Below are 24,111 nucleotides of genomic sequence, written 5' to 3' on the forward strand. Positions count from 1 at the left end.
GTCCGAAGTGCCGCCGGACGGGCATTCATGAATTCCGGAACCCACACCTGAGGCGACGCCCCTGACGCCGTCCTTCGTCTGCTTGGCAGGTCCCGCAGCCTGGTGGTGTCAAAATCACCTTCCCGCTGCAAGCGGCATGGCGCACCGCTCATTACTGCTTGGCTTGGCGATGAATCCGTAGCGCAGGTGACGAGACTTTGTCGATTTTCGCCCAGAGTGCGCTCCCGCCCATCGTAGATGCGTTCCTGATGGCGTATGCCCATGCCGGCAAGCGTGACGGTGAAATCGCAAGGGCAGTCAAACCTTGCGCCATTCGTTGCGCTTTGCTTCGCGGCAGGGCCCGCACGAACTCACTCACACTACCTGGTTTTTGTCCCTTTCGCAAAAAGCTGTGGACGATGTCTTGCTTCAGGAATTTGGCGAGATTGAACGGCTCGCGCTCGCATTTGCTCAATTGCAAGCCGTGCCGCCGACATATGGCATCGAAGGCTTCTTTCGTCCATCGGCCAATGTGGTTTGGTGGCATGTCTACGAGCGAGCCGTGAGACTCCATATAGTACGTTCTGTTTTCATTTGGCACGGCAATGAAGGCAGATCCTTGCGCCTTCAGAAGATATTTTAAGCGAGCAAAAACCTCATCCACTTGGTCCATATGCTCGAAGACCTGAAACATGAAAATAAAATCGAAGGCCTCTTTCATAGAATCGAAGCTGTCCTCCCGAAAATCGCTCGCAAAGGTCTTGAAGCCTTTTGACGCCAAAACTGATCGCGCCGTTTCGTTGTAGTCGACCGCAGAAATATCCGAAGTATGGAAGAATTTGTTGTTGATGCGGTCGAGAAAATACCCGAACCCCGATCCCACCTCGAGAGCAGTCTTTCCGCCAGTATTCAGGCCCGCGAGCTCTTCGATTGTCCTTGCATATTCCCATTTCATAGTTGGATAAGAAGGGTACGCCCAGGCTAAGTTATAAAACTCAAAGCCGCCGGCGACGAACGGATCTGCGAAACCGAATCCGCAATCTGCGCATTTGCGAATGTCGCAAGTGTTACTGCCCCAGAGATCCGACAGGTGGCTTGTTAACTTTCGAGAGCGATCGGGGTCCTGACGCGGATTGATGAAATGTCGAGAGGCCTCGTCTGCTGTCACTTCGAACAATTTTGCGGTTGATACACTGCCACACGCCGGACAAATGGTCATCTCGCTATCCCTGAAGCCTGGACGAAGGAAAGCCGCCTTCGACGGTATAGAATGCGTAGCAGCCGGCCCAAGGCAGGCCCTCGACGATGCCGCCACGCTAAATTCGTCTCCGGCTACGCAACCGGCCCAGTCTCGGGCGGATCGCGAACACGTAAGTAAGAATGTGCTGGCTCGCAATTTTCATAACTGATGGACGAAGAATTTGCATGGCATCTTGGATCGTCGCTCGCCAGGACTGCTGGTGGAATCTGCTAGGAATACGAGCAACCCGTAGCGCCCGTAACAAAGTCTCGGGGCGAGGGAGGTGTTTACGATCCTGAATTAGATTCCAGTTAAGCTCTTTGACAGCAAGGGTTACTTGATCAACTTCATCGAAGCTCTTGGTTGTAGTGATGCTCGGGTGATTCGTCGCGTCGTAGAAGATCAAGCCGTCATTTATCGCGACCATGTCTCCGTGGCATGCCAGGTCAACAAAGAACAGCTGGTCGACTCCGGCCGGGATTGAATTGTGCGCGCGCATCAGGCAACCCGCGTGAATGACGTCGCGGTTGATCAACAGCGTCGACGGGATGATCCCAAGGCTCCGCGTCGTACGGACCAGATAGAGGTCCGTCAGGCATTGCTGGCTCGAGTAGACGGAGATCCGTTGTCGCCCTTGCGGTGGCAATCGGAATTTCATCCGATCGTCCTCGATTATGTTCGCGGCACAGGTCATGAATGCAGCCGAGGGATGCTTGGTTGAAACCTCGGCAAAGGTCTTGAGTGCGCCTGGGGCCAGCCAGTCATCGTCATGGAGCAGCTTGATCCATTTTCCGACGCAAGCGAGCATGGCGTTGTTGGTATTCTCGACCTGACCCCGGCCACGGCCGTTCTCGACAATTCGGATGCGAGGCTCGGTCCGTGCATACTCGGCCACGATTGCCCAGGTCGCTCCCTCTCGGCCCTCGTCGTCGCTGACGACCAGCTCCCAACTGGCAAAATCTTGACTCAGAATGCTATCCATCGCCCGGCGGATCGTGTCCGGTCGGCGAAAGGTTGGGATGGCAACTGAAATGAAAGGGCGCAGTCGCGAAGCATCAGCGCGATGATGTTGGTCAACCACATCGGTCGTCAGAAGCTGATCAAGCTGCGATTGCTTCATGGTGTTTTTCCCTCGAGATGATGACTCTGCTTTGGTATGGCGGCTCCCACTGGTTCGACGTCGTGGCGGAGAAGATACAGAGAGGCCGCCGTTTTCAGTGCAAACCCGACGGCGCCCCCGGCCGCCATCAGATAAATGACTTTGAGTGGTTCCCAACCTGCCTCAGCACCGGCGAGTAGCGGGCCAAATACAAGCGCCGTCCGCGCGCCGTCGACGAGAAGTCGTACCTCTTGCCGCCGCAGAAGAGCTGGGACATCTTGAAGCGGTGTCGACAACGCCTGCGTAGCACCCATGAACGCCAGCGCGGTCATAATGTCTGCGGCGGGGACCCAGGGCGCGCCCAGGAGGGGAACGACGATATATGGCGCGGCTAGGCCAAGCGCTAATATTGGCAATGCAGTGACGCCGGCTGAAAGCATCAAGAGGCCGTGCGCGGTGCCGAGCAAATGGGCGCGACTGCTGGTTTTGTTCGCCTCAGATACAAAAACATTGCTAAGCGGGTTGGCGATCAGCGTGACGGGTGCAGTCACCAGCCGCGACGCAACTCCCAGGTAACCGGCAAAAGCGGCGCCAAACAGCGAACCAACGAGTATTGCGGGAAGATTGATGATGGCAAAACTCGCTAGGGCCGAGGGAATGTCGAACAACGGAAACTTGTATTCTCGCCTGGCGACGGCAAAGACGGTCCGCCACGGCGCTCGGGCGATGCCGCCTATGTCCTTCCTGCTCAGAATCCGAGAGCCGAGGATCCCGATAAAGACGAATTGGCTCAGGATATGAGCATGCACCATCGCCTCACCTCCGAAATGGGCGAGCCCAAAAGTTAGTTGCAGCAGGGCCATGGTCACCGGCAAAATCAGGCGGCCGAGGGCAAAGTCGCGTAGCAGGCCTACGCGCAGACTCCAGCAATTCATTGCTTCGACGAGACCGGCGCCCCCCATCCCAAGTGGAACAAGCCAGGCGAGGTGGCCAACCCGCGCTGGAGCGATGCTCGCCCACAGCAGTCCTGCCGCAAAGGCCAGGACACTCGTCACCGAGACAGCCAGGAGAATGAGCTTAACAGTCACGTATGCCTGCGCACTGTCCTTGACCCCATAAAGGGAGGCCTCGAAACGCAGTGCTGCGATCGCACCGAGGATGTTTACGATCGACAGGTAAATCGTGAAGATCCCGAAATCTGCCGGGGAATAGAGCCGGGCCAAAACGGGAATAGCGGCGACGAGGGTCAGCTGGCCGGCAATCGCCATGGCCGAAACGCCTCCTGCCGCGCGAAGAATGCCGCCGATCGGGCTTGGAGGAACACGGGTGATTATTTTCTCGACCGTAGGAACCGTCCTGGATCTCAGAAAGTAGCTTTGGGACATGAGCTCGCGATTCCGAGGAGGCAAAATGCGGTTGAGCAGAGCTTACGATGGGGCCCGAACGTCACCATCATCCATCTGAATGACATTGTTCGGCAGAACGCGGATGCGGCGAATTCTTTGTGCTCCGTGCCAAGTACAACTGCAGTCTCTGAATTGAGATCGCTCATTGGAATTGCCGCGATGAGCTGATTCTGCGAGGATCGCGCGGGCATCGATGACCGGAAATGTCGTCGTTACGCTATGCGGCATCAGCTTGATCTTTTGACCAGACTAGCAGCCGCGACCAGGATAGCGGACGCGTGGATCCGTCGCTCCGATAAGGCGCGGATTACACGGTGGCCTCTACATGCATCAACGTTTGTTGCCATATGCTGGCCGCGGCATCTGTTCCATGAAAGTCCCGGTACCATTCGACAAAGCATTGCACTCCGTCCTCAAGCCGTGTCGTCGGGGCGAAGCCGACGGCCTTGCGAAGATCGCTGACGTCGGCGCGTGTCTCCAGAACGTCGCCAGGCGGCAACGGCACATCCACGCGAAGCGCCCGGCTGCCAAGGGCGGTCTCGATGATCGAAATCAGCCGGTTGATCTCCTCGGGCCGGTCGTTGCCGATATTGTAGACGCGATACGGCGCGGAACTTGTAGCAGGGTCGGCGGTGCAAGGGTCCCAATGCGGATCGGGCCGCGGCGGTGCAGCAAGCGCTCGAACCACGCCCTCAGCGATATCGTCGATATAGGTGAAGTCTCGCCACACGCGGCCGGCATTGGCTACTTCGATTGGGTTCCCCTCGATAATCGCACGCGTGAACATGTAGACCGCCATGTCGGGCCTGCCCCAGGGGCCATAAACGGTGAAGAAGCGCAGTCCGGTCACGGGCAAGCCGAACAAGTGACTGTATGAATGCGCCATGAATTCGTTTGAACGCTTGGTTGCGGCGTACAGACTGACAGGATGATCGGCGCCGTGATGCTCGGAAAACGGTATGGTTCGATTTGAGCCGTAGACGGAGCTCGAGGAGGCGTAGACGAGGTGACTAACACCGAAGTGCCGGCAGCCCTCAAGGACGTTGAGAAACGCCACTATGTTCGATTGCACATAGGCATGCGGGTCAACTAGTGAATGTCGCACGCCGGCCTGAGCCGCGAGATGCACAAAGTTTGAAGGTCGAACTTCTGAAAACAGCAACTGGACGCGCGCCGCATCCGCCAGATCAATTCGCATCGGAGTGAAGCCGGACTCGGCACAGAGGCGCGCAAAGCGCGCTTCCTTGAGTCGTGGATCGTAGTAGGGGGTGAAATTGTCGACGCCGATGACTTCGACACCCAGACGCAAAAGCCGCAAGGCGACGTGGAAACCAATGAAGCCTGCCGCGCCGGTGACGACGATCGGTCCGGTCCGTGCAAGTCTCTTCACCGCGCGGTCCGAACGCGATCGAGCGATTTCCACCTTCTCCGCTGCGGCAAGAACAGACTCGCTGCATAGATCGTTGTCCAACTTGTCGCCTTTCGAATCCGTTCGACAGTACCGACTTGCCGGTCCGGGATTGCGGCTTCCGATATTTACGCCGGCGCATCGAACCTGGTGGAGTGCGCAATGCGGTGCACGACCTGCCAAGTCATGACACTCCAACTTGCGCCAACCAAATCCCGGGCGGATGCCGACGTCCGGCGATTGTGTCCAAGTGACCGGCCCTTATGGCAGGACCGAAATACGCCCAAGAAGGGCCACCAGTTCCGCCTGGCGTTTTGTTTCGGTCTTGGCGAACAGCGAGGCAAGCTGGGAACGGATCGTGGTGCGGCTGAGACGCCAGCTGCGAGCGATCTCCAAAGGTGCGTCGCCCTGAGCCAAGCGCAAGGCGAGGTGCGTTTCTGCGCTCGTCAAGCCAAACATTCTTTGCAACGTGCGAGGATTTGGCCCAGATCTGTTGTCCCGATCCAGCAACGCCACAATGCTCGTTCCGTCGGGAGCGATAACGCCGTTCTCGTTCAGTATCACCGGCCGGTCGCCCCTGCTGCGGATCACGACCCAGGACAACGAGCCCGGCAGGAATTGGCCCGGAACATTCGCGATCAGCCGCCTCAGGGCGGCCGTAAGTCCGCTCGCCGTGTCGGCCGCTTCGCCCTGGCGCTCAAGCGTGGTTTGGGCGGCTGCGTTCCACTCGACTACTTTTCTTTCGCGATTCAGCACGAGATAGCCACAGCCAATGCGATCAAGCACGCCGGTTATGGATTCCAGACTGCGGCCTTTTGGTTCCCCGAGCCTTGCGTCCAATGGATCCGATGCACGATCGGGAAGGTGACCAGAAGAGGGTCGCGTATTCCGCGCCTCAAAATCATACTTGGTCCTCGTAGCAATGTACCGATTGCTCGAAGAAGCATCGACCTGTCTATCGATCAGATTCATTTTCTACCCCTAACCCAAAAGTTTCACACGCCCGAAATAAGTAATCGGGATTCAGACAGTCTTCTATGTTTAGCTGGATTCTAGTCTTCTATGCGCTGACGGATGATATGTGCATCACCACCTTGAAAACTTAGTATGATCTGACAGTTCTAAGGCAGCTCTTAGGCCCCGCTGCATCCGATAAAATGCGCGCTATGATAGCGGTATGGCAATCCGGCAGTGGTACTAAGCTGTACGTTTTTTGCTCTAGTCTCGACGGGCTAGTCAGAAGGTTGTAGTCTGTGTCCATGAGCTCGCAGTCGCGCAGGTCGAATTCGAACCCGTCAGGCAGATTGCTAACTCATATTGCCTCTGCATCGGTATTAGCTGCCACACTGATATTTGAAATAAAATCGTCGGGCTATATTGGGCAAGGCGCCAGTTTTCTGGAATTTGTTCCGGCTATTATTATTATCGCCTATCTCGAAGATCGCGTACCTGCGCTCGCTGCGACCATTCTGATGGTGGCTGTCGGCCTGTGGGCACGAGGACACGATCAGATCTCAAATGGAGATTGGGCACGCGCAATCCTGCTTCTGGTTTCGGGCGGGGTGATTGCCATGACGTTCCATCGCCTTCGGCAGGACTTGCGTGAGTTGCTGGAAGTCGCCGAGGCCAGGCTCGCTGCCGTCGAAGCGACCGAAAGCCGCTATCGTTGGGCCTTCGAACGTGCTGCCATGGGATTCGCGAACACCAACGAGAAAGGCGAGTTGCTGCAGTCCAACAAACGCCTTTGTGAGATGACCGGGTACAAGGAGGAGGAGCTTGCCCAATTGCAGCTCGATACGCTCGCCCATCCGAACGACCGGCACACCTTGGCGCAATTGCTGGCGAGGCTGGGCAATGACATTTCTTCGTTCGTTTCGGAGGTGCGTCTGTCACGAAAGGACGGTACGGCATTCTGGGCTCGTCTAACGCTTTCTTCGTCCGTGCCCGAGGGGGTTCTTTCGGAGAGTATCTTCGTGGTGGTCGATGATATTTCGGACCGACGAGCTGCTCACGAAGCGCTTCGGGCTCAGAAGGAATGGCTCGACCTCGCCCTGTCTGCTGGACGCTTGGCCACGTGGCGGATCGACCTTAAAGACGGGACAGTCACGGGCTCCGACACGTTCTGGGACATTCTCGGCCTGGCCCACGCCAATCGCCGCCGTTTAGAGGAACTATCAGCTGTCGTTCATCCGGCGGACTGGCCAAAGCTGGCGGCATCGAGAAAGTCCGCACCATCGGTCACGGATTACGATGTTGAGATACGCGTCCGCCGACCGGACGGACATATCCGCTGGGTTGCCCTGCGCGGAAGGGAGGAAAGACATGACGATGGTGGACAGCGGCTTGGAGTGGCTGCCGACCTGAGCGAGAGACGACAAACCATGCTGCTGCGCGCCGCGGCAAAGAAGCGGGAGCGGATCATGCTCGAACAGCGTCATAGATTCGGCAATGTTTTCGCGGTGATCACGGCGCTCGTGAAGATGGTCGATGTTCCCGGAAACAACGTCGCCAAATACAAGGAAATGCTGATCGACCGGATACGCGCGCTCGAGGCAACCCATCTGCTCCTTTCACGCAACGGCAGCGTATCGGGGGCGATAAACGATCTCGTTGCGCAAGAGTTGCACCCTTATATGGGAACACGCGCCATATCGGTCAGCGGTCCTTCCGTGGCGATGTCGGGAGGCGCCGCCGAGAGTTTTGCAATGATCGTTCACGAGCTTGCCACCAATTCCATGAAATATGGAGCGCTTGGCGATCCAAAAGGCCGAATCGACGTAAGCTGGACGTTCGCACCTGAAGACACAGGCAGTGATATTGTGTTCGAGTGGGTGGAATCAGGGCGGCGGCGGACCTCAAGCGTAGTCCGTCATGGCTTCGGTTCCATGATAATCGGAGTGGATGGATCGCCGCTTGTCGGTCACTCTCCCAAGCTGGAGATATCGGACCAAGGGTTGCGGTATTCGCTGCGGCTGTCACGCAAGGAAATCGGTTCGTAGTGCAGTGCTCCAATCGGAAAGCAGATATCAAAAGGCGGGTCGCTGAGCGGCCTTTGAGATGCGCAGGGTCCTTCCAAGAATGTCGTTGGCCCAAAGCTGCGCCGCGGCATTGGGATATGCAGTAATATGCATGAGGAGTCTTGGGACGCCGTTTGCACGTCCAAAAGGACGCGCGGCGTTCTAGCTGGCATGTCTCGAAAGCCAAGTCTTCAGCATAACGGCAGCCTCGGTCCGATTGCGTACCCCCAACTCACGCAGAACCGCAGCAGCGTGGATTTTCGTGGTCGCCTCCGCGATTTCCAGATCGCGCGCAATTTCCTTGTTCGAATAGCCTTCCGCCATGAGCTTGAGGACTTCCTTTTGCCTCGAGGTCAGCCTGCCAAGGTTGACGCCAGCGGTACGCCTCTGTGGGCTTTTGTCGTCGGAATGGGTATGCGCGTGGGTTGTTTGCGTTGCACCCGAGCGTGACAGAAGTGCAGGAACATAGATGCGGCCGGAGAGGATTTCGTTGACGGCCAAAACAACCTCTTCGTCCGTCTGGGACTTTACGATGTAGCCGTGAAGCCCGATCGACAGAGCCGTGAGTATTTCCGAGCGCGAATCGTTTCCCGAAACGATCGCAAATCGCGTGTCCGGATAGGCAGACAGAATCCCGCCGAGCACTTCTTGATTGAACAGGCCCGGCATATTCAGGTCCAGGATCGCAAGGTCCACGAACGATTGCTCGGCCAGCAAACTGAGCACCGCGTCGAAACAAGACGCTTCAAATATCTCCACACCTGGAATGCCTGCGGTCAGTGCCAATCGCAAGCCGCGACGATACAAGCCGTGATCGTCGGCGATGACGATTCGATACATTGAACTACCCCAACGCCTATCTGAATGGATTGAACGGTGATGGCCTGAAAGTCGTGGCCATCCACTCGTCGATTCATCCAGCCGACGCTGCGGCACCCCGAACACCGCAAACGCCAGATTTCTAATATAATCTTAAATGACGGGAAACGCTCCTCTTTTTTTTGCCCCTTATGAGCGAAACCCGCCGAACGTCATCGAACATACGTTCTGACCTTTTGGACAGCTGACAGACCGGTCGGTCGTTCAGCACTGCTATAGGTCTAAAGACATAGAACAGCAAAACGGCTGAATTGTTACCATTCGAATGCACGACGACATCCACCCTGACGGCCACATACCATCCAGATGCAATGTCCGGATCAGGGGACAGTGGGGAAATCTCACCGGTCTTCTACGGGAAATCTCACCGGTTCTTCTGAGGGGACAAGAACGCGTTTCCCGGGTGCTGACCAGGGCAGGATAGCCGGCCCGTGACGACAGCGTTCAGGCCGAATGAACAAGGGAGGACCAGGATGAAAGCGGTTATTCAATGTGGAGGAATGGGAACACGCCTCCGCCCCTTCACTTCGGTCTTGCCGAAGCCGCTCATGCCGATCGGCGCACGGCCGGTTCTCGAGATGCTTCTGAAATGGTTGCGACGCAACGGTATTCAGGAAGTCTATATTACAACCGGGTATCTCGGCCACTTGATCCGCACCGTGTGTGGAGATGGCTCGCAGTGGAACCTGAAAATTCGATATACGCAGGAGATGGAGCCGCTTGGCACCATCGGGCCGCTGTCTTTGATCAGGGATGAACTGACGGAGCCATTCATCGTTCTCAATGGCGATGTCCTCACGGATCTAAGCCTCAGTCGATTTGTAGCAGCGCACCGTAAGCACACCGATCCAGTGACGATCGCAACAGCCTGTCGCCTGATCAAGATGGATTTCGGCGTCATCGACGAAGTCGACAATACCGTGCAGGTCTTTCGCGAAAAGCCGACGCTCTCGCATTTGGTCAGCATGGGAATTTACTGCATGAACCCGGACGTTCTGCAGTTTATCCCATCCGGCATACCCTTTGGGTTCGACGACCTGATGCTGCAGATGATGCAGAACGGCACGACCGTGCACGTGTACAAGCATGAGGGTCTCTGGCTCGATATCGGGCGCGTCGACGACTTTCAGAACGCACAGACCATTTCCTGGGAAGACCAGTCGGCGTCGATCGAGGTCACTGCGACGGCTGCATGACGAAATCACGAGCTCGGTCCCACAGTTATCAGTCTAGGAGGTTGTGATGCTCTTGGTCAGTGCCCCGATCTTGGGTGTGCCGGAGAAGACTGCTTTGACCAAGGTCATCGACAGCGGCTGGCTGACCATGGGGGAGCAGGTACGAGCCTTCGAACAAGCTTTTGCCGACGTGCATGGCGCGGAGGATTGCGTCGCGGTCAGCTCTTGTACCGCAGCACTTCATCTCATTTTGCACGCACTTGGTATCGGACCGGGCGACGAGGTGCTGGTGCCATCCTTGACTTTCGTGGCGACCGCGAATGCGGTCCTCTATGTCGGTGCGACGCCGGTCTTCGTCGACATCGAGTCAGCCGACGTGCCGCTGATGTCGATCGTGGAAGCCGAAGCGAAATGCACGACCCGCACCAAGGCAATCATTCTCGTCCATTTCGCCGGCTACCTCGCCGATCGGGAACAATGGCAGAGGTTCGCCCGTGCCCGGGGGCTGCATATCGTCGAGGACGCGGCGCATGCGCCGGGCTTGAAGGAGGTGGGGACATTTGGTGCCGCGGCCGCCTTCAGCTTCTACGGCAACAAGAACATGACCACGGCGGAAGGCGGGGCTGTGATCGCCAGGGATGCCGGTCTGCTCGAGACAATCCGCCAGGCGCGTGGACATGGGATGACCACCGGGACACGTCAAAGGCTGAACAGCCGCACCCCTCAGTATGATGTCACCATGCTCGGATTCAACTATCGCATGGATGAATTGCGGGCTGCGATCGGACTGGTCCAGCTGCAAAATTTGCAGGAGTGGAATGAGATCAGGCGTATCCTGGTCATGCTGTATCGCCGTCTCATAGCCAAGCATTGCCCGGCCGTGACCATCCCGTTCCACGAGCCGCGGACGTCGGCCTACCACATCATGCCTATCCTTTTGCCACGTTACGCCGACAGGCAAGACGTCATCGACGCACTGCGCGCGCAAGGGATACAAACCACTATCCACTACCCGCCGGTGCACCAGATGACGCTCTATCGTGAGCTTATTCCCGGTACTCATTTACCGCGCACTGAAGATTTCGCGCAGCGCGAGCTGACGGTACCGCTGCATCCGCAGGTCACAGCACCTTTGGTCGAAACGGTGGTTGTCGCTCTTGCCGCAGCGGTTAACAGTTGCGCCCAGACAGGAACAGCCGCATGAATGCCCTGGACCTAGCCATTCACCGGCCTAACGTCTCGAGCGCCGCCCATGGGTCTGTGAGACGAGCAATTGATCTCGTCGTTGCTGCGGCCGCGGCGATCGTCTTCGCTCCGCTGATGCTGCTGATTGCCGTGGCGCTGCTGCTGGAAGGTGGTCGGCCCATCTTCTTTACGCAGACCCGCGTCGGGGCCGGTGCTCGCCCATTCCGCATGTACAAGTTCCGCAAGTTCAGCGTGCAATGCGATCCCGGTGGCTTGGCGCTGACCATGGCCTATGACAGCCGCATGACGCCGGTAGGACGGTTCCTCGCCGCCACCAAGTTCGACGAGCTGCCGCAGCTTTGGAACGTCTTCAGAGGCGAGATGGCAATCGTCGGGCCCCGCCCGGAGAGCCTTGTCTTCGCCGATTGTTTTCGCGGGAGCTTCGAGGGTATTTTACAATACAAGCCAGGCTTGCTGGGTCCAGCCCAGGTCCTCTTCCGGAATGAAGCGCATTTTTATCCGGGATCCGTGGACCCGCTACTGTTCTACCGCGAGGTTCTGTTTCCTGCGAAAGCCAGGCTCGACCTTTCCTATTATCCGCAGCGCACAATCGTCTCCGATGTCGTGTGGATGGTGCGCGGGCTGCTGGCGGTGCTTGGCGTCGTTTCGCCGCCGCCGATCGGAACTTGAGAGCAGGCGGGACATCCGCGCTCTCGTGGATTTGCAAAGTCAGTGCCTCACGTCATAGGGGGAACGCTTGGGTCATGGCATACAAGGGCAGGAAAGTTCTGGTTACGGGTGCCGATGGGTTCATCGGTTCGCATCTCACCGAAGCACTCGTCCGTAGCGGTGCCGACGTCACGGCGGTGGCTCTCTATAATTCGTTCGACAGCCACGGCTGGCTGGACGATTTACCGGACACCATACGAAGCCAGCTGAACCTCATCCGCGGCGATGTTCGCGACAGCGCGTTCCTTAATCGGATCGTGCGTGGCCAGGCGGTCGTGTTTCATCTCGCCGCACTGATCGCTATCCCGTATTCGTATGCGGCCGCCCAGTCCTATGTGGAAACCAACATCCTGGGCACGGTCAACGTCCTCGAAGCGGCGCGTCAATGGGAGACTGAGCGTGTGGTGCACACCTCGACAAGCGAGGTTTATGGCACCGCGCTGACAATGCCTATCAGCGAATCCCACCCGTTGCAGGGACAATCACCATATTCGGCATCCAAGATCGGTGCGGACATGATGGCGGAGTCCTACGCCCGATCGTTTGACATCCCCGTGGTTATCATGCGGCCCTTCAATACGTACGGCCCACGCCAAAGTGAGCGGGCCATCGTGCCGACCATCATACGTCAGGCTCTCGACAAAAAATGCCCGGCGATCATGGTGGGAGACACAAGCCCGATCCGCGATCTTACTTTCGTGGAAGACACTGCGGCGGCGTTTTTGACCGCAGGTTCGGCCGAGCTCGAATTTGGCCATGCCTACAATGCCGGAAGCCAGCGCGCTGTGACGATCTCGGACGTATTGGATCTGGTGATCGAGTTGAGTGGCTGCAAGAAACCGATTCACCGCGACGAGCGCCGCCTTCGGCCGCAGAATTCCGAGGTGCGTGCCTTGCTGGCCGATTCTTCGCTCCTCGAAAGCAAGACTGGATGGCGCGCCCAGACCAGCCTGCGCGAAGGCTTGGAGCGGACCATCGGATGGTGGCAAGGGCGCCTCAGCGAAGGCCGAGTGCGACACGAAATGGGCTACATGACATGACCTTTCGCCCGCGTGGGTTGGCTCCACTGTTGATTGCGGCTGCCTTGTCGTTGGATTTGTCCACGGCCGGCGGCCGGCAAGACAGCGCGCCTACACAGTTTGTCGCGCCAGTGATGATGGATCTGCCCGATTATCTCCAACCCGCGACGGATCCAGCCTTCGGGACAATTTTCATGCGCATTACCAAGCCTGGCGCTCTTGGCAATGGCGTCGTATGCGAGAAAAAATTTTGCAGCCACCGTTATTCCAGCTCCCAGGCGTGGAATTCAGACCAGAGTCTCCTCGTCATCACCAACGGCTGCAATGGCATGTGCTTTTTCGACGGGCAGACCTATGTCCCGCTTTTCCGTCGCGCTCGATCGGCTGAATGCGAATGGCATCCGCAAAATGCCGATCTGATGATTTGCGTTCAGGACCGGAAAATTTCGACCTGGGCGCCGCGGACCAATCGCGAAGACGTGCTGTTCGTGTCGCCGAATTACCATGATCTTCAGTTCGGGCCGTCCAAAGGCAATCCCAGCCGTAACGGCGATCGCATAGCAGTGCGCGCAATCCGTGGCGATGGTGCGATGGTTGCCTTTGCCTATGATCTCAAGCAGCGCCGGAAATTTCCGGACATCGATCTTGCCCAGCTTGCCGGAACCGTCAGCGCCTGCTCGATCTCCCCGCTCGGAGCGAACATCCTGTGCTTTCAGAACGTGAAGGAAGACACAGAACAGCGAGCTGTTTTCTCCGTCGACGGGACGTTGCGGCAGAGATGGACGGACCATCATCGGCCCGGCCATGGCGATATGACGGTCGATGAAGACGGCAGCGAAGTTTTCGTGGGCATCAGCAAATCCGACCCTGACAAATATCACGTCATCAAAAGGAGACTGGTCGACGGGAAGGTCACCTCGCTTATGAAGTTTGGCGAAGCCGAGCATGCGTCCGTGCGGGCACTGGACAGGAGCGGCTGGGTGTTCGTGAGCTATGGCGGCAATCCCGATGAGATCTCTGCCAATCCCGACTGGGCGCCATATGCGCGAGAGGTGATCGCGCTGCGCCTCGATGGCAGCGGTGAGGTTCGACGGGTCACGCAAACCCACAACGTCCCGTCCGACTATTGGAGCGAAACCCATGCCTCGCCGTCACCCGACGGCTCTCAGGTAATCTGGTCGAGCAACTGGGGTGTGCCTGGCGGGCCGGTCTACGAATTCATCACCCGTCTCGATTGGCCGGAAGAGCCGCGGTCGAACCAGAAGGAGATTGCCGCCAATGGTCCTCGTTAATCGAATCCTTCTTGTCGTGCTCGGTATGCTGGCTACCGTGGAAACGGCCGCTGCAGCGGAAGCGCGGGTTGCTTATCGACTTTCCGCGGGCGATACCGTCGAGATAGGAATTGCCTCCATCTCTGAGCGAACGCAACGTGCGGTGGTCCAGATGGACGGCACGATCGCGCTTCCCGAAGTCGGGATGGTTTCGGTGGGCGGCCTGACTCCGGCCGAATTGCAGACACGCATGCAGACGATCTTGCCAACCAAGATATTCCACCAGCGGCTGCCTGACGGGCGGGAGCAAATGATCGTCATCAAGCCGACAGACGTGACCGCCGTGGTTGCAGAGTACAGGCCGATCTATGTGACCGGCGACGTGCTCACTCCCGGACAGCAGGCCTACCGCCCGCTGATGACCGTGCGGCAGGCGATCGCCGTGTCAGGTGGTTTCAGCCTTTTGCGGTCCCGGGCAAACCAGGTTGGCCCCGATCCGGTGGATCTGCGGCGCGATTATGAGTCGCTTTGGGGGGAATACACGAGAGACTATTTTCACAGCGCTCGTATCCGCGCCGAACTTCAGGGTAAGTCGACTTTCGACATGCAGCCACCACAAGGGTCGCCTTTGCCGGCAAGTTTTGCGTCGGCGATCGCGCAGGCCGAAGCAGAAGGTCTGAAGCTCTCGTTGGACAATTTCCAGAAAGAGCAGAGCTTTCTCGATAAAAGTGGCAAGGATGCTGCTGCACAAACCGAGACCTTGCTCGAGCGCGAGCAGGCCGAAGCGGATGGGGTGAAGGCGGACGAAGACGAGCTGGCGCGCGTAAGAAAAGCGTTTGAGTCGGGAAATCTAACCAATACCCGGCTCGCCGATGTCCGGCGCGCTTTGGTGCTCTCTTCCAGCCGGGCACTCGAAACCTCGGTTGAACTAATGAGAGCACGACGTCAGCAGGACGATTTTGCCAGACAGCACGAACGCAATGACAACCAAAGAAGGATCGGTCTGCTGACCGAGCTGAAGGATACCAATGTGCGTCTTGCCGACGTCAGCGCAAGGCTTCGCGCCGCGAGCCAGAAGTTGCAGCCTACGGGAGCTGCCGCCCTGCCGTTGCCGGTTGCCGGCGAAAGGATCCAGGCCGAGGTCACGATCATTCGCAAAGTCGACGAAGAATGGCGGAAACAGCCGGCCCAAGAAGACACCGAGGTCATGCCGGGAGACACGATCGAGGTCAGGTTCAGCAGCGCTCTCGAAAACGCGGCGACCCGATAGCGATCGGCCGGGCTCCGATCCAATTGGCCGCCGCACTGCCGGTTGAGTTTGGCAACCCCTTTACTGCCTGAAGGCTCTGGAAAACTGATCGGTAAGAGGCTTCATCAAGTAGGACCAGACACTGCGCTCGTCGGTTCTTATGTGGACTTCGGCGGGCATGCCGGGTTTGAGTATTTTGTCTCCTGTCAGGCAGGTCGCTTCATTCTCGACGTCGATGCGCGCCGAAAAATAGGAAAGCTGGCGTTGCTGATCCTTGATCAGATCTGCTGAGACGCGGTTGACTGAGCCTTCGCAAGCAGGTGTGGTGCCGGCGTCGAACGCCGGAAAGCGGATCGACACCTGCTGTCCGGGATGAATCTCATCGATACGCGACGGAGGAATCGAAGCGTCGACGACAAGGTTGTCGGAATCGGGCACAATCATCATGAGCACCTCTCCAGCGCCAATCACGCCGCCGACGGTGTGGACCGAGGATTCTTGTACCGTGCCCGATTGCGGGGCACGAATGTCTGTCCTGCCGAGTTCGTCTTCGGCCACCACCTTGCGCTCGCTGAGCTCGGTCTGCTTGGCTTCCGTTTCGCGAAGTTCGTTGGTCACGTCGCTCCGCATTTGTTCGTCGAGCTGAAGCACCTGCAGGTCCGTTTCACTGATGTGAGCTTGTACCTCCGCTATCGCTGCGACAAGGCGTCCCGATTCGCCGCGAGTCCGGGTCTTCTCCAGGCTGACATTGCTCAACCTCTCCTTGGACACCAACTTCTTTGCGTAGAGAGATTCAACATCTGCAAGGTTCTTGGTCAGCAGATCCAGAGACTCGTCCGTCGCAGACTGCTGCGATTTGAGGCCATCGATCTGACGTTCCAGCTGCTTCGCGCGGCTTTGCAATTGTGCCTTCTGGCCAGCCAGCGCCGCAGCACGACTTTCAAACAAGGCACGCTCGCCACTGACAAGTGCCGCCACTTGCGGGTCACCCATTTGAGCCCGAAGGTCGGGCGGGATCTGCATTTCCGGCAGACCCTGGCGCTCGGCCTCCAGTCGGGCCAGACGAATGGTGGCGCGATTGAGATCCTCGGTGATTATCTGCAGGTTTGCTCGGGTCAAGGTGTTGTCCAGCCTGACCAACACGTCGCCGGCCTTCACATGATCGCCGTCCTGCGCGAAGATTCCGCCGATGGTGCCGCCGGTTTGATGCTGGACTTTTTTTATGTTGCTTTCGACGACCACAGTCGCAGGCGCAATCACCGCGCCGGCAATCTTGGTCAATCCCAACCAGAGCCCTCCGCCAAAGATCAACAGCAAGCTGGTTGCCAGGCCCAAGAGCAGATTGGCCCGGATTCCATCCGGATCTGGCTTCGTCTCCAACGAACGGCTCTCGCCACCGGCGGCGACGTATGACGACACGGTAACAGTAGAGCGATACTTCACATATGCCCGGCTGCACCTTTGTGCGGCGGAACGACAATTCGCTGCCAGGCTCCGGACCAGATTACCCCAGGGTAGATTGGCTCGAATGCCATCCGACTCCGGCTTCGCCCCGGTCGGCTGGACTTCGCCGCCAACCGCAGCATACGACGACATGGTCACGTTAGACACTAAGCAATACCTCACGCATGCCCGCTTGCACCGTGCTGCAGCGGAACGACAATGTTTGGCTTGTCCGGACGCGGGAAGGGCCGGATCACATTTGCCAGAACGTCTTCACGCGAGCCGAACGAATGGAGCATCCCGTTCGACAGGACGAGTACCTGATCGATGTTGACGAGAGCGGAGGGGCGATGCGCAACGACGATCACGATACCGCCGCGCTGACGCACTGCCAGGATTGCGCCGGCCAAAGCAGCATCGCCGTCTGCATCCAGATTGGAATTTGGTTCGTCAAGAACGACGAGGAATGGATCGCCGTAAAGTGCCCTGGCAAGCCCGACGAGCTGCCTCTGCCCAGCCGAAAGGGCCGCGCCGCCTTCTCCGATGCGTGTTTGAAAACCCTGCGGAAGACGCATTATCATCTTGTCCACGCCCGCAGCCTTGGCAGCTGCCAGCACGCCTTTTGCGTCGCTTTTGCCACCGAACCTCGAAATATTGTCGGCGATCGTCCCGTCGAACAGCTCAACGTCCTGTGGCAGGTAGCCAATATGAATGCCGAGCAGTTCTGAATTCCACTGATCGAGCGAGGCGCCGTCCAATCTTACCGCGCCACGAAGCGGCTTCCATGCCCCGACCAAAGCGCGCACGAGCGTGGTCTTGCCGGAGCCGCTCGGGCCGACGACCGCCAACCCTGCGCCTCTCGCCAAGCGAAAGCTTACATTGAAGATGGTTGGCTTCTGCAGACTTGGTGGCGCGACGGTCAATTCTTCGACCGCTAGCTCCGCCTTTGGGCGCGGCAGCTCCATTGTCTCTTGCTGGCCAGCAAAAGCATCCAGTGCTGCCGCCAGCTCGGAATAGCTTTTGCGGGTTGCCAGAAACCCCCTCCAGTTTGCGATGGCCACATCGACCGGCGCCAGTGAGCGGCCCAGCAAAATGGACGATGCGATGATCACGCCCGGCGAGGCTTCGCCCCCGATCACAAGGTAGGCACCAAGCCCCAGCACACATGATTGCAAGGCCATTCGAAGCGTCTTCGACAGTGAGCTCGCTGCGCCGACGACGTCGGAAAGCCGTTCCTGGTTCTTCAGATAAAGATGACTGACCTCGTTCCAGCGCCGGCTAAGCGGAGCGGACAGGCCCATCGCCTGAACAACCTCTGCGTTGCGGCGGCCGGAATCGGCCAGAAGCCGCTGTGCTACGAGTGTTTCAGATGCACGAGCCGCGGGTTTGCGGCCGATGATCTCGGCAACCACCGTCAAAAACACAACGGCGCATGCGCCGAGCGTTGCCAGCACACCAAGCGCCGGGTGCAGCAGATAGATGACCACCATATAAAATGGTATCCAGGGAGCATCGAATAAGACGGTCGGCCCCAGTCCGGAAAGAAAGCCACGTAGCTGGTCCAGATCACGAAGCGGGTGTACCCGGTTCGCATCCGGCCCGGCGACGAGGGGCAGGGAAAGCGAGGCTGCGAACGCCTTTTGCTGAAGATTTTTATGCAGGCGGCTGCCGATGCGGACTAACAGGCGAAGCCTCACGAAATCGAGGAGCCCATAGGCCGCGTAAAGTCCCAGCATCCCGACTGTAAATCCGATAAGAGTCGGCACGCTCTGCGAAGGCAGCACGCGGTCGTAGACCTGGAGCATGTAGACGGAGCCGGTCAAGGCGAGGATATTTATCAATCCGGAGAAAACGCCTACGCCAACGAGGCCATGCACACAGCCGAACATTGCGGAGCGTAGATCGAGCGAGCGCCCTTTGGTTGACTTCATGATGTGCGCTCGTTGACGCGAAATTGCCGCGCAATCTCGTCGGTTCTTTCGATGAGGGACAAACTTTAACCTTCCGGGAAGCAGCAGCTCCGCCCCGCTGCTGGAACATTACGAATTGCTTACATACGTGCCTTCTTTGATTAAAATGTAGCAAAATCGTGACGCCAGGCTGAGAATTCGGCAACTGGCTCGCCAGGCTGGGGATAACCGGGTCGAGTAAGGAGATATTCCTAATCATGACACGGCGCAGAAGCTTATGGTCATCTTCGTAGCATCAAGGCTTCAAAGCGTCTGGGGAGCGATGGGTTTTGATTTTGTCGATCGAGAGTTAAACGATTTTGAGATACACTTCATCGGTACGCCATTGTCGGCCACCAACGCCGGCTAAAACGGGAAGGCGAGTGTCGTGAGCGAAGAGATCAATGTCGCCGATGCCTATGGCAGGGGCCGCAGCACCTTCATGGGATTGCAATTGCTGGTCTCGCCCGGTGCGCTTGTTCCTCGGCCGGAAACGGAACTGCTCGGCAAGGCCGCTCTCGATGTTCTGAGCCAACTGAACTTGCCGGTACCTCGCGTTGTCGACATGTGCTGTGGCGCGGGTAATCTGGCGTGCGCCATCGCACACCACGCTCCCACCGCGCGCGTGTGGGCAAGCGATCTTACCGACGGATGCGTGGAGGTCGCGCGCCGCAACGTCATCCATCTTGATATGGAGGAGCGGGTAACGGTGCTTCAGGGCGACTTATTCAGCGCCTTCTCCGGCCTGGAGCTTGACGGCACGATCGACGTGATCGTTTGCAACCCGCCCTACATTTCCGAAAAACGGCTCGAGGGCGACCGTTCGCATCTGGTCGAACTCGAGCCGCGTGAAGCGTTCGCAGCCGGCCCCTACGGCCTGAGCATCCATATGCGGGTGCTCAAGGAGGCGCCGCGATATTTGCGGCGCGGAGGCATCCTGCTTTTCGAGGTCGGGCTTGGCCAGGACCGACAGGTCATGAGTTTGCTCGAGCGTTCCAAGGCTTATGAGAGTATCCGGGCAGTTACCAATCCAGCGGGCGAGGGCAGGGTGGTTGTGGGACACACAAAAGCGCAGGCATAAGCACTGCAGTCGCGGCAGGCTTCAGACACGCTGTCGCGGCTTAACGGCCGGGGACTTGAAACAGAGCTGCAAGGTTTCGGGAATCAGTTTCTCTTGCGCATGACGTATTGCGCAATTCCCTGGATGGAATCGAGGTTCTCGGGCAGCAACTCGCTGTCTTCGACCGTGATGCCGAAGGTCTCCTCGATGAAGCCGATAACCTCGAGCACCCCCGTCGAGTCCACGATGCCCTGGTCGAGAAGCGAGGTGTCGCTCTCCAGGCTCTCCGGATCGGCTATATAGAAATTCGAGGCCAGGAAAGCGCGAATTTGTTCGCTGCAGGTATCGGTTCTATCCTTGGTAGATAACATTGATTTCGCCTCCGGTACAAAAGATGAATGCTGATCAACTTCGCCCTGGTACCGACTCATGACAGGGCCGTTTTTTTGAGTTTGCCCGTGTCGGTCATCGGCAGACTGGGTACGATGACGATGGACTTCGGAACCATGAAGTTTTCCAGCCGTCTCTGGCACTCTTTCTGCAACTGCTTTTCACCGATCATGCTTCCCTGCTCCATCACGACAAACGCCTTCACTGCTTGCCCGAGCAGCTCGTCCGGAACGCCGATGACCGCGGCTTCCCGCACGCCCGCAATGTTCATCAGCACGTTTTCCACCTCCTTCGGCGCTATCTTCTCTCCGCGCGATTTTATGATCTCGTCGCCGCGACCGACAAAGTAGAGGTAGCCCTCGGCGTCCATCCGGCAGTAGTCGCCCGTGTACAGGACCTGCTCACCCGGCAGCGGGCCGGGCTTGAGCTTCCTGGCTGTCGCCTCCGGCTTGCCCCAATAGCCCTTCATCACCGTCGCTCCGCGGATGACGAGCTGACCAACGACGCCGGGGCCGACCCGCCTGTCATGCTCGTCGACAATCCACATTTCCGTGTTGGGGATGGCGATCCCGACGCTCAACGGCTTTCGCTCCAGATCGTCCGGTGGCAGGTAAGTGCAGCGCTTGCATTCGGTAAGGCCGTACATCGAATAGATACGGGCGCCAGAAAACAGCTCCTGAAGCAGGAGAATGTGCTTGAGCGGCAGGGCGGCCGCAGTGTTGGTGACGTAGCGAATGCTCGAAAAATCCTGATCCCTGAGAGACTTGAGCTCCCCGAGTGTGGCAAAGATGGTCGGTACGCCGGGAAAACCCGTCACCCTCTCTTGCTTGATCAGCCCAAGGATCTGCGCCGGGAAGGCGAACGAGCGTTCAAGCACCAGCCGGGCGCCGGCGCCGAATGCCATGATCATCTGGTAAAGACCGTAGTCGAAGGCGAGCGGCAGGACATTGAGGATCACCTCGTCTTCGGCAAGCGCCAGGTATGAGGAAATCGAGGCGCACGCGGCAATCATGTTTCGGTGCGTCAGCATCACGCCCTTGGGTTCGCCCGTCGAGCCGGACGTATAAATGATCGCAGCGAGATCGATATCGATGCAGCGGCGCGCGGGCGGCGTGCTGCGGGCTGGCGCGACCGCAGTATCCCAGCGCACAGCATGCGGCAGTTCTTGCAGGTCGTTGCGTTCGATCGGTCCGGAGACGATCATGCGGCGCAACGATGGGCAATTCCGCGCCGGCTCCCTGAAAATCGAGTGCAGGTGTTTGTCGGTGATCAATGCCGTCGGGCGGCAATCGTTGAGCAGATAATCAAGCTTGTCGCTTTTGGTGAGCGGATTGACGATGCACACCACGGCGTTGGCCTTGAGCACCGCCCAGAACGCAACGACAGCCTCGACAGTGTTGTCGGCGAAAATCACCACCCGATCGCCACGTGTGATTCCAGCCTCGGTCAAATTATGCGCTATGGCGTTCGAGCGCATATCGAGATCGCCATAGGTGACACGTTGGTTGCCGCACACCAGGGCCACCTTGCCGCCGAGCCGGCTGGCAGAGTGGGTGAGATAGTCGTGCAGGAGCGGTACGGCGCCATGCATCACGCGAGCACCTCTTCGCGATGCACGCGGTCGATATCGATGCTGAGCTTGAGCGTGCGAGCCCCACTTGGACGGCTCGCGATAAATTGCTGATGGAGAAGCTGCGTCGATAGCACCCCGACCAGCGCCATATTGTCGGAGTTGGACAGGTCGCCGCCGCCGGCGCTGGCCTGGCACTTGCTCAGGAGCCGGGTAACCGACTTAGGATCGAAGACGTTCGCTTCGCGCAGCGCCGGCTCCGAAAGTGCCTCGCGAATATAGGCCGGAGCGCCATCTGCGACGAAGCAAAGCGCGTTGGGGGCCCGGTAAGGCTGCTTCTTGCGGGTGACGATTTCCGACGGCACGATCGGTTGCGCCACGCGCTTCAGCACATGCTTTTCATCGAGCACGCGCAGCTTGTAGGCGGCCGGAAGCGAATTCGCGAGCCTCACGAGTTCATGATCGAGGAACGGGAAGCGCCCCTCGACGGAATGAGCCATCAGCATCCTGTCCCCTTGTGAGGAAAGCAGGTATCCCGACATCAGCGTCTGGATCTCGATATACTGGTCCTGCGCAAGAGAGCCCCATCGCGAAAACTCCGGTGGCAGGCGGGCAAGCAGCTCGGACACGGCGTTGCGGCGCTCCGTTTGGGAGCGCATGTCTGCCGAAAACAGCCGCTTGATGGCGCTTGTGGTACGCCAGCGCGTGCCATGCGCAAAACCAGGCGCGTCACAGGCGTGGATGTCGCGCCCGAAGAACTGGCGTGCCATCGCCTGCTGCTGCACCGGCGAGCGGCTGAGATAGGGATAGAGGCGCTCCAGCAAACGGGAGCGTCGCGTCGAGGCGGGCTGGCGTCCCCAGAAGCGGCGGACCTTGCCCTCGCGGAACAAATCGTAGCCCGCGAACATTTCGTCGGCCCCTTCGCCGGTCAGCACGACCTTGATGCCATGCTCGCGCACCAGTCTCGAGAGCAGGAACAGTGGCGCCGGCGCGGTCCTAAGGATTGGCCGCTCGGTGTGGTAGATCACCTCAGGGAAGATGCCAGCGATATCGCTGCGCGAAACAACCACCTCATGGTGGTCACTGCCGGCCACGCCGGCAACCAGGCGCTGGAAATGCGTCTCATCATACTCGGCGTCGGCAAAACGCAGCGAGAAGGTCTGGAAGCGCTCGCCCGCGAAGCGTCTCCCCAGCGTGGTGACCAGTGAGCTGTCGAGCCCGCCGGACAAATAGCAGCCGACCGGCACGTCGGCGCGTACTATCCTGAGCGCCGTCGCGGCCTCCAGGGCGCTGCGCACTTCCTCCACCGCGTCATCAAGCGAGCCGCTGAATTCATCATCGCCGGGTGCGCCAACCTCTGGATAGCCAGGCTTCCAAAAAGCCCGCTCGCGAACGACGCCGCTGTCATAAATGCGGACATGCCCCGGCGTGAGTTCGCTTACTCCTCCAAACACGCCTTGTGGCGGCGCGACAGTCCAAAGTGTAAAAGTCTGATCGATGCCGGCTGGATCGAAGGCGCGGGGTATGTCCGCATCGGCCGCGAAAATGGCCTTCACCTCGCTGGCGAAGTAAAGCCGCCCGCCATGCTCGCAAAAGTGCAGCGGGCAGATGCCGAACCGATCCCGCGACAAGACGAGACGACCCGCCACGGAGTCCCAGATGGCGACAGCCCACTGCCCATTCATTCGTTCGAAGGCGGCCTCGCCCCAGGCATGATAGGCATGGACGATGACCTCGGTGTCGCTGCGTGTGCGGAAGCGATAGCCGAGCGCGACCAAGTCTTGTCGCAGCTCGACGTAATTGAAGATTTCGCCGTTGAAGACGATCCACATTGTGTCGCCCGCGCCGGCGAGTGGCTGCTGGCCGCTCGCGAGATCGATGACGGACAGGCGGGCATGCGCCAATCCGGCACGTCTGTCCCGGTAAAGGCCGCGCTCGTCCGGGCCGCGATGCGCCAGCGCGCCCACCATGCGCATCAGCGCATCCCGGGACGGGGGCGCCGCGGCGGTGCTCAGCGACACAATTCCGGCGATGCCGCACATC

Annotated in this window: 19 protein-coding genes; 8 read left to right on the forward strand and 11 right to left on the reverse strand. The window is 58.7% G+C overall.

Annotated elements, in window-relative coordinates; translation table 11 throughout:
• Positions 1–151 precede the first annotated feature (151 nt).
• The 5 genes from NKH70_RS09640 to NKH70_RS09660 form a co-directional block, all read right to left on the reverse strand.
• Positions 152–1,198 carry a class I SAM-dependent methyltransferase gene (locus NKH70_RS09640; RefSeq protein WP_352718007.1) on the reverse strand — a complete coding sequence of 349 codons (1,047 nt, stop codon included), beginning with the start codon at positions 1,196–1,198 and terminating at the stop codon, positions 152–154.
• Positions 1,199–1,295: 97 nt separating this feature from the next.
• Positions 1,296–2,339 carry a glycosyltransferase family 2 protein gene (locus NKH70_RS09645; protein ID WP_352913706.1) on the reverse strand — a complete coding sequence of 348 codons (1,044 nt, stop codon included), beginning with the start codon at positions 2,337–2,339 and terminating at the stop codon, positions 1,296–1,298.
• Positions 2,336–3,586, reverse strand: coding sequence for a lipopolysaccharide biosynthesis protein (locus NKH70_RS09650; RefSeq protein ID WP_352913709.1), 1,251 nt, complete (start codon positions 3,584–3,586; stop codon positions 2,336–2,338). The genes NKH70_RS09645 and NKH70_RS09650 overlap by 4 nt, the downstream gene beginning before the upstream one ends.
• 445 nt (positions 3,587–4,031) lie before the next feature.
• Positions 4,032–5,114 carry an NAD-dependent epimerase gene (locus tag NKH70_RS09655; RefSeq protein ID WP_352977356.1) on the reverse strand — a complete coding sequence of 361 codons (1,083 nt, stop codon included), beginning with the start codon at positions 5,112–5,114 and terminating at the stop codon, positions 4,032–4,034.
• A 279-nt stretch (positions 5,115–5,393) separates the two neighbouring features.
• Complete coding sequence (locus tag NKH70_RS09660; protein WP_352467092.1) at positions 5,394–6,104, reverse strand: helix-turn-helix transcriptional regulator; 711 nt, start codon at positions 6,102–6,104, stop codon at positions 5,394–5,396.
• 287 nt (positions 6,105–6,391) lie between these two features.
• Between NKH70_RS09660 and NKH70_RS09665 the strand changes: the two genes are divergently transcribed.
• Positions 6,392–8,131: a sensor histidine kinase gene (locus NKH70_RS09665; protein WP_352467093.1), complete on the forward strand. Its 1,740-nt coding sequence runs from the start codon at positions 6,392–6,394 to the stop codon at positions 8,129–8,131.
• Between the two features lie 180 nt (positions 8,132–8,311).
• On the opposite strand, the gene NKH70_RS09670 is transcribed toward NKH70_RS09665, so the two are convergent.
• Entirely contained in the window at positions 8,312–8,989 is a 678-nt protein-coding gene (locus tag NKH70_RS09670; protein ID WP_352467094.1) for a LuxR C-terminal-related transcriptional regulator, read from the reverse strand.
• A gap of 512 nt (positions 8,990–9,501) precedes the next feature.
• On the opposite strand from NKH70_RS09670, the gene NKH70_RS09675 reads away from it, so the two are divergent.
• The 6 genes from NKH70_RS09675 to NKH70_RS09700 all read left to right on the forward strand — a co-directional run bounded on the left by NKH70_RS09675 (position 9,502) and on the right by NKH70_RS09700 (position 15,677).
• Complete coding sequence (locus NKH70_RS09675; protein ID WP_023675619.1) at positions 9,502–10,224, forward strand: nucleotidyltransferase family protein; 723 nt, start codon at positions 9,502–9,504, stop codon at positions 10,222–10,224.
• A gap of 46 nt (positions 10,225–10,270) precedes the next feature.
• Positions 10,271–11,407, forward strand: a complete 1,137-nt coding sequence (locus NKH70_RS09680) for a DegT/DnrJ/EryC1/StrS family aminotransferase (protein ID WP_352467095.1) — start codon at positions 10,271–10,273, stop codon at positions 11,405–11,407.
• Positions 11,404–12,078 (forward strand): sugar transferase, encoded by a 675-nt coding sequence (locus NKH70_RS09685; protein WP_352467096.1) that lies wholly within the window; start codon positions 11,404–11,406, stop codon positions 12,076–12,078. The genes NKH70_RS09680 and NKH70_RS09685 overlap by 4 nt, the downstream gene beginning before the upstream one ends.
• A gap of 74 nt (positions 12,079–12,152) precedes the next feature.
• The gene (locus NKH70_RS09690) at positions 12,153–13,157 is read left to right on the forward strand and encodes an SDR family NAD(P)-dependent oxidoreductase (RefSeq protein ID WP_352718011.1); all 1,005 of its coding nucleotides are present in this window, start codon (positions 12,153–12,155) and stop codon (positions 13,155–13,157) included.
• Positions 13,154–14,428 (forward strand): hypothetical protein, encoded by a 1,275-nt coding sequence (locus NKH70_RS09695; RefSeq protein WP_352718012.1) that lies wholly within the window; start codon positions 13,154–13,156, stop codon positions 14,426–14,428. The genes NKH70_RS09690 and NKH70_RS09695 overlap by 4 nt, the downstream gene beginning before the upstream one ends.
• On the forward strand, positions 14,415–15,677 hold the full coding sequence (locus tag NKH70_RS09700; protein ID WP_352718013.1) for a polysaccharide biosynthesis/export family protein: 1,263 nt from the start codon (positions 14,415–14,417) through the stop codon (positions 15,675–15,677). The genes NKH70_RS09695 and NKH70_RS09700 overlap by 14 nt, the downstream gene beginning before the upstream one ends.
• 60 nt (positions 15,678–15,737) lie before the next feature.
• On the opposite strand, the gene NKH70_RS09705 is transcribed toward NKH70_RS09700, so the two are convergent.
• Together NKH70_RS09705 and NKH70_RS09710 are read right to left on the reverse strand one after the other, a co-directional pair.
• Positions 15,738–17,036, reverse strand: coding sequence for an HlyD family type I secretion periplasmic adaptor subunit (locus NKH70_RS09705; RefSeq protein ID WP_352913715.1), 1,299 nt, complete (start codon positions 17,034–17,036; stop codon positions 15,738–15,740).
• 242 nt (positions 17,037–17,278) lie between these two features.
• Positions 17,279–19,030, reverse strand: a complete 1,752-nt coding sequence (locus NKH70_RS09710) for a type I secretion system permease/ATPase (RefSeq protein ID WP_352977289.1) — start codon at positions 19,028–19,030, stop codon at positions 17,279–17,281.
• 406 nt (positions 19,031–19,436) lie between these two features.
• Between NKH70_RS09710 and NKH70_RS09715 the strand changes: the two genes are divergently transcribed.
• The gene (locus NKH70_RS09715; protein ID WP_292653749.1) at positions 19,437–20,129 is read left to right on the forward strand and encodes a N5-glutamine methyltransferase family protein; all 693 of its coding nucleotides are present in this window, start codon (positions 19,437–19,439) and stop codon (positions 20,127–20,129) included.
• An 83-nt stretch (positions 20,130–20,212) separates the two neighbouring features.
• On the opposite strand, the gene NKH70_RS09720 is transcribed toward NKH70_RS09715, so the two are convergent.
• Genes NKH70_RS09720 through asnB form a run of 3 tightly spaced genes read right to left on the reverse strand, consistent with a single transcriptional unit; the run spans position 20,213 to position 24,110 of the window.
• Positions 20,213–20,479, reverse strand: coding sequence for an acyl carrier protein (locus NKH70_RS09720; RefSeq protein ID WP_292653750.1), 267 nt, complete (start codon positions 20,477–20,479; stop codon positions 20,213–20,215).
• Positions 20,480–20,535: 56 nt separating this feature from the next.
• A complete protein-coding gene (locus tag NKH70_RS09725; protein WP_352718274.1) occupies positions 20,536–22,089 on the reverse strand; it encodes a class I adenylate-forming enzyme family protein in 1,554 nt (517 codons plus the stop codon).
• Positions 22,089–24,110 carry an asparagine synthase (glutamine-hydrolyzing) gene (asnB, locus tag NKH70_RS09730; protein ID WP_352718019.1) on the reverse strand — a complete coding sequence of 674 codons (2,022 nt, stop codon included), beginning with the start codon at positions 24,108–24,110 and terminating at the stop codon, positions 22,089–22,091. The genes NKH70_RS09725 and asnB overlap by 1 nt, the downstream gene beginning before the upstream one ends.
• Position 24,111 lies beyond the last annotated feature (1 nt).

Source organism: Mesorhizobium sp. M0991, assembly GCF_040318915.1.
GTDB lineage: Bacteria > Pseudomonadota > Alphaproteobacteria > Rhizobiales > Rhizobiaceae > Mesorhizobium.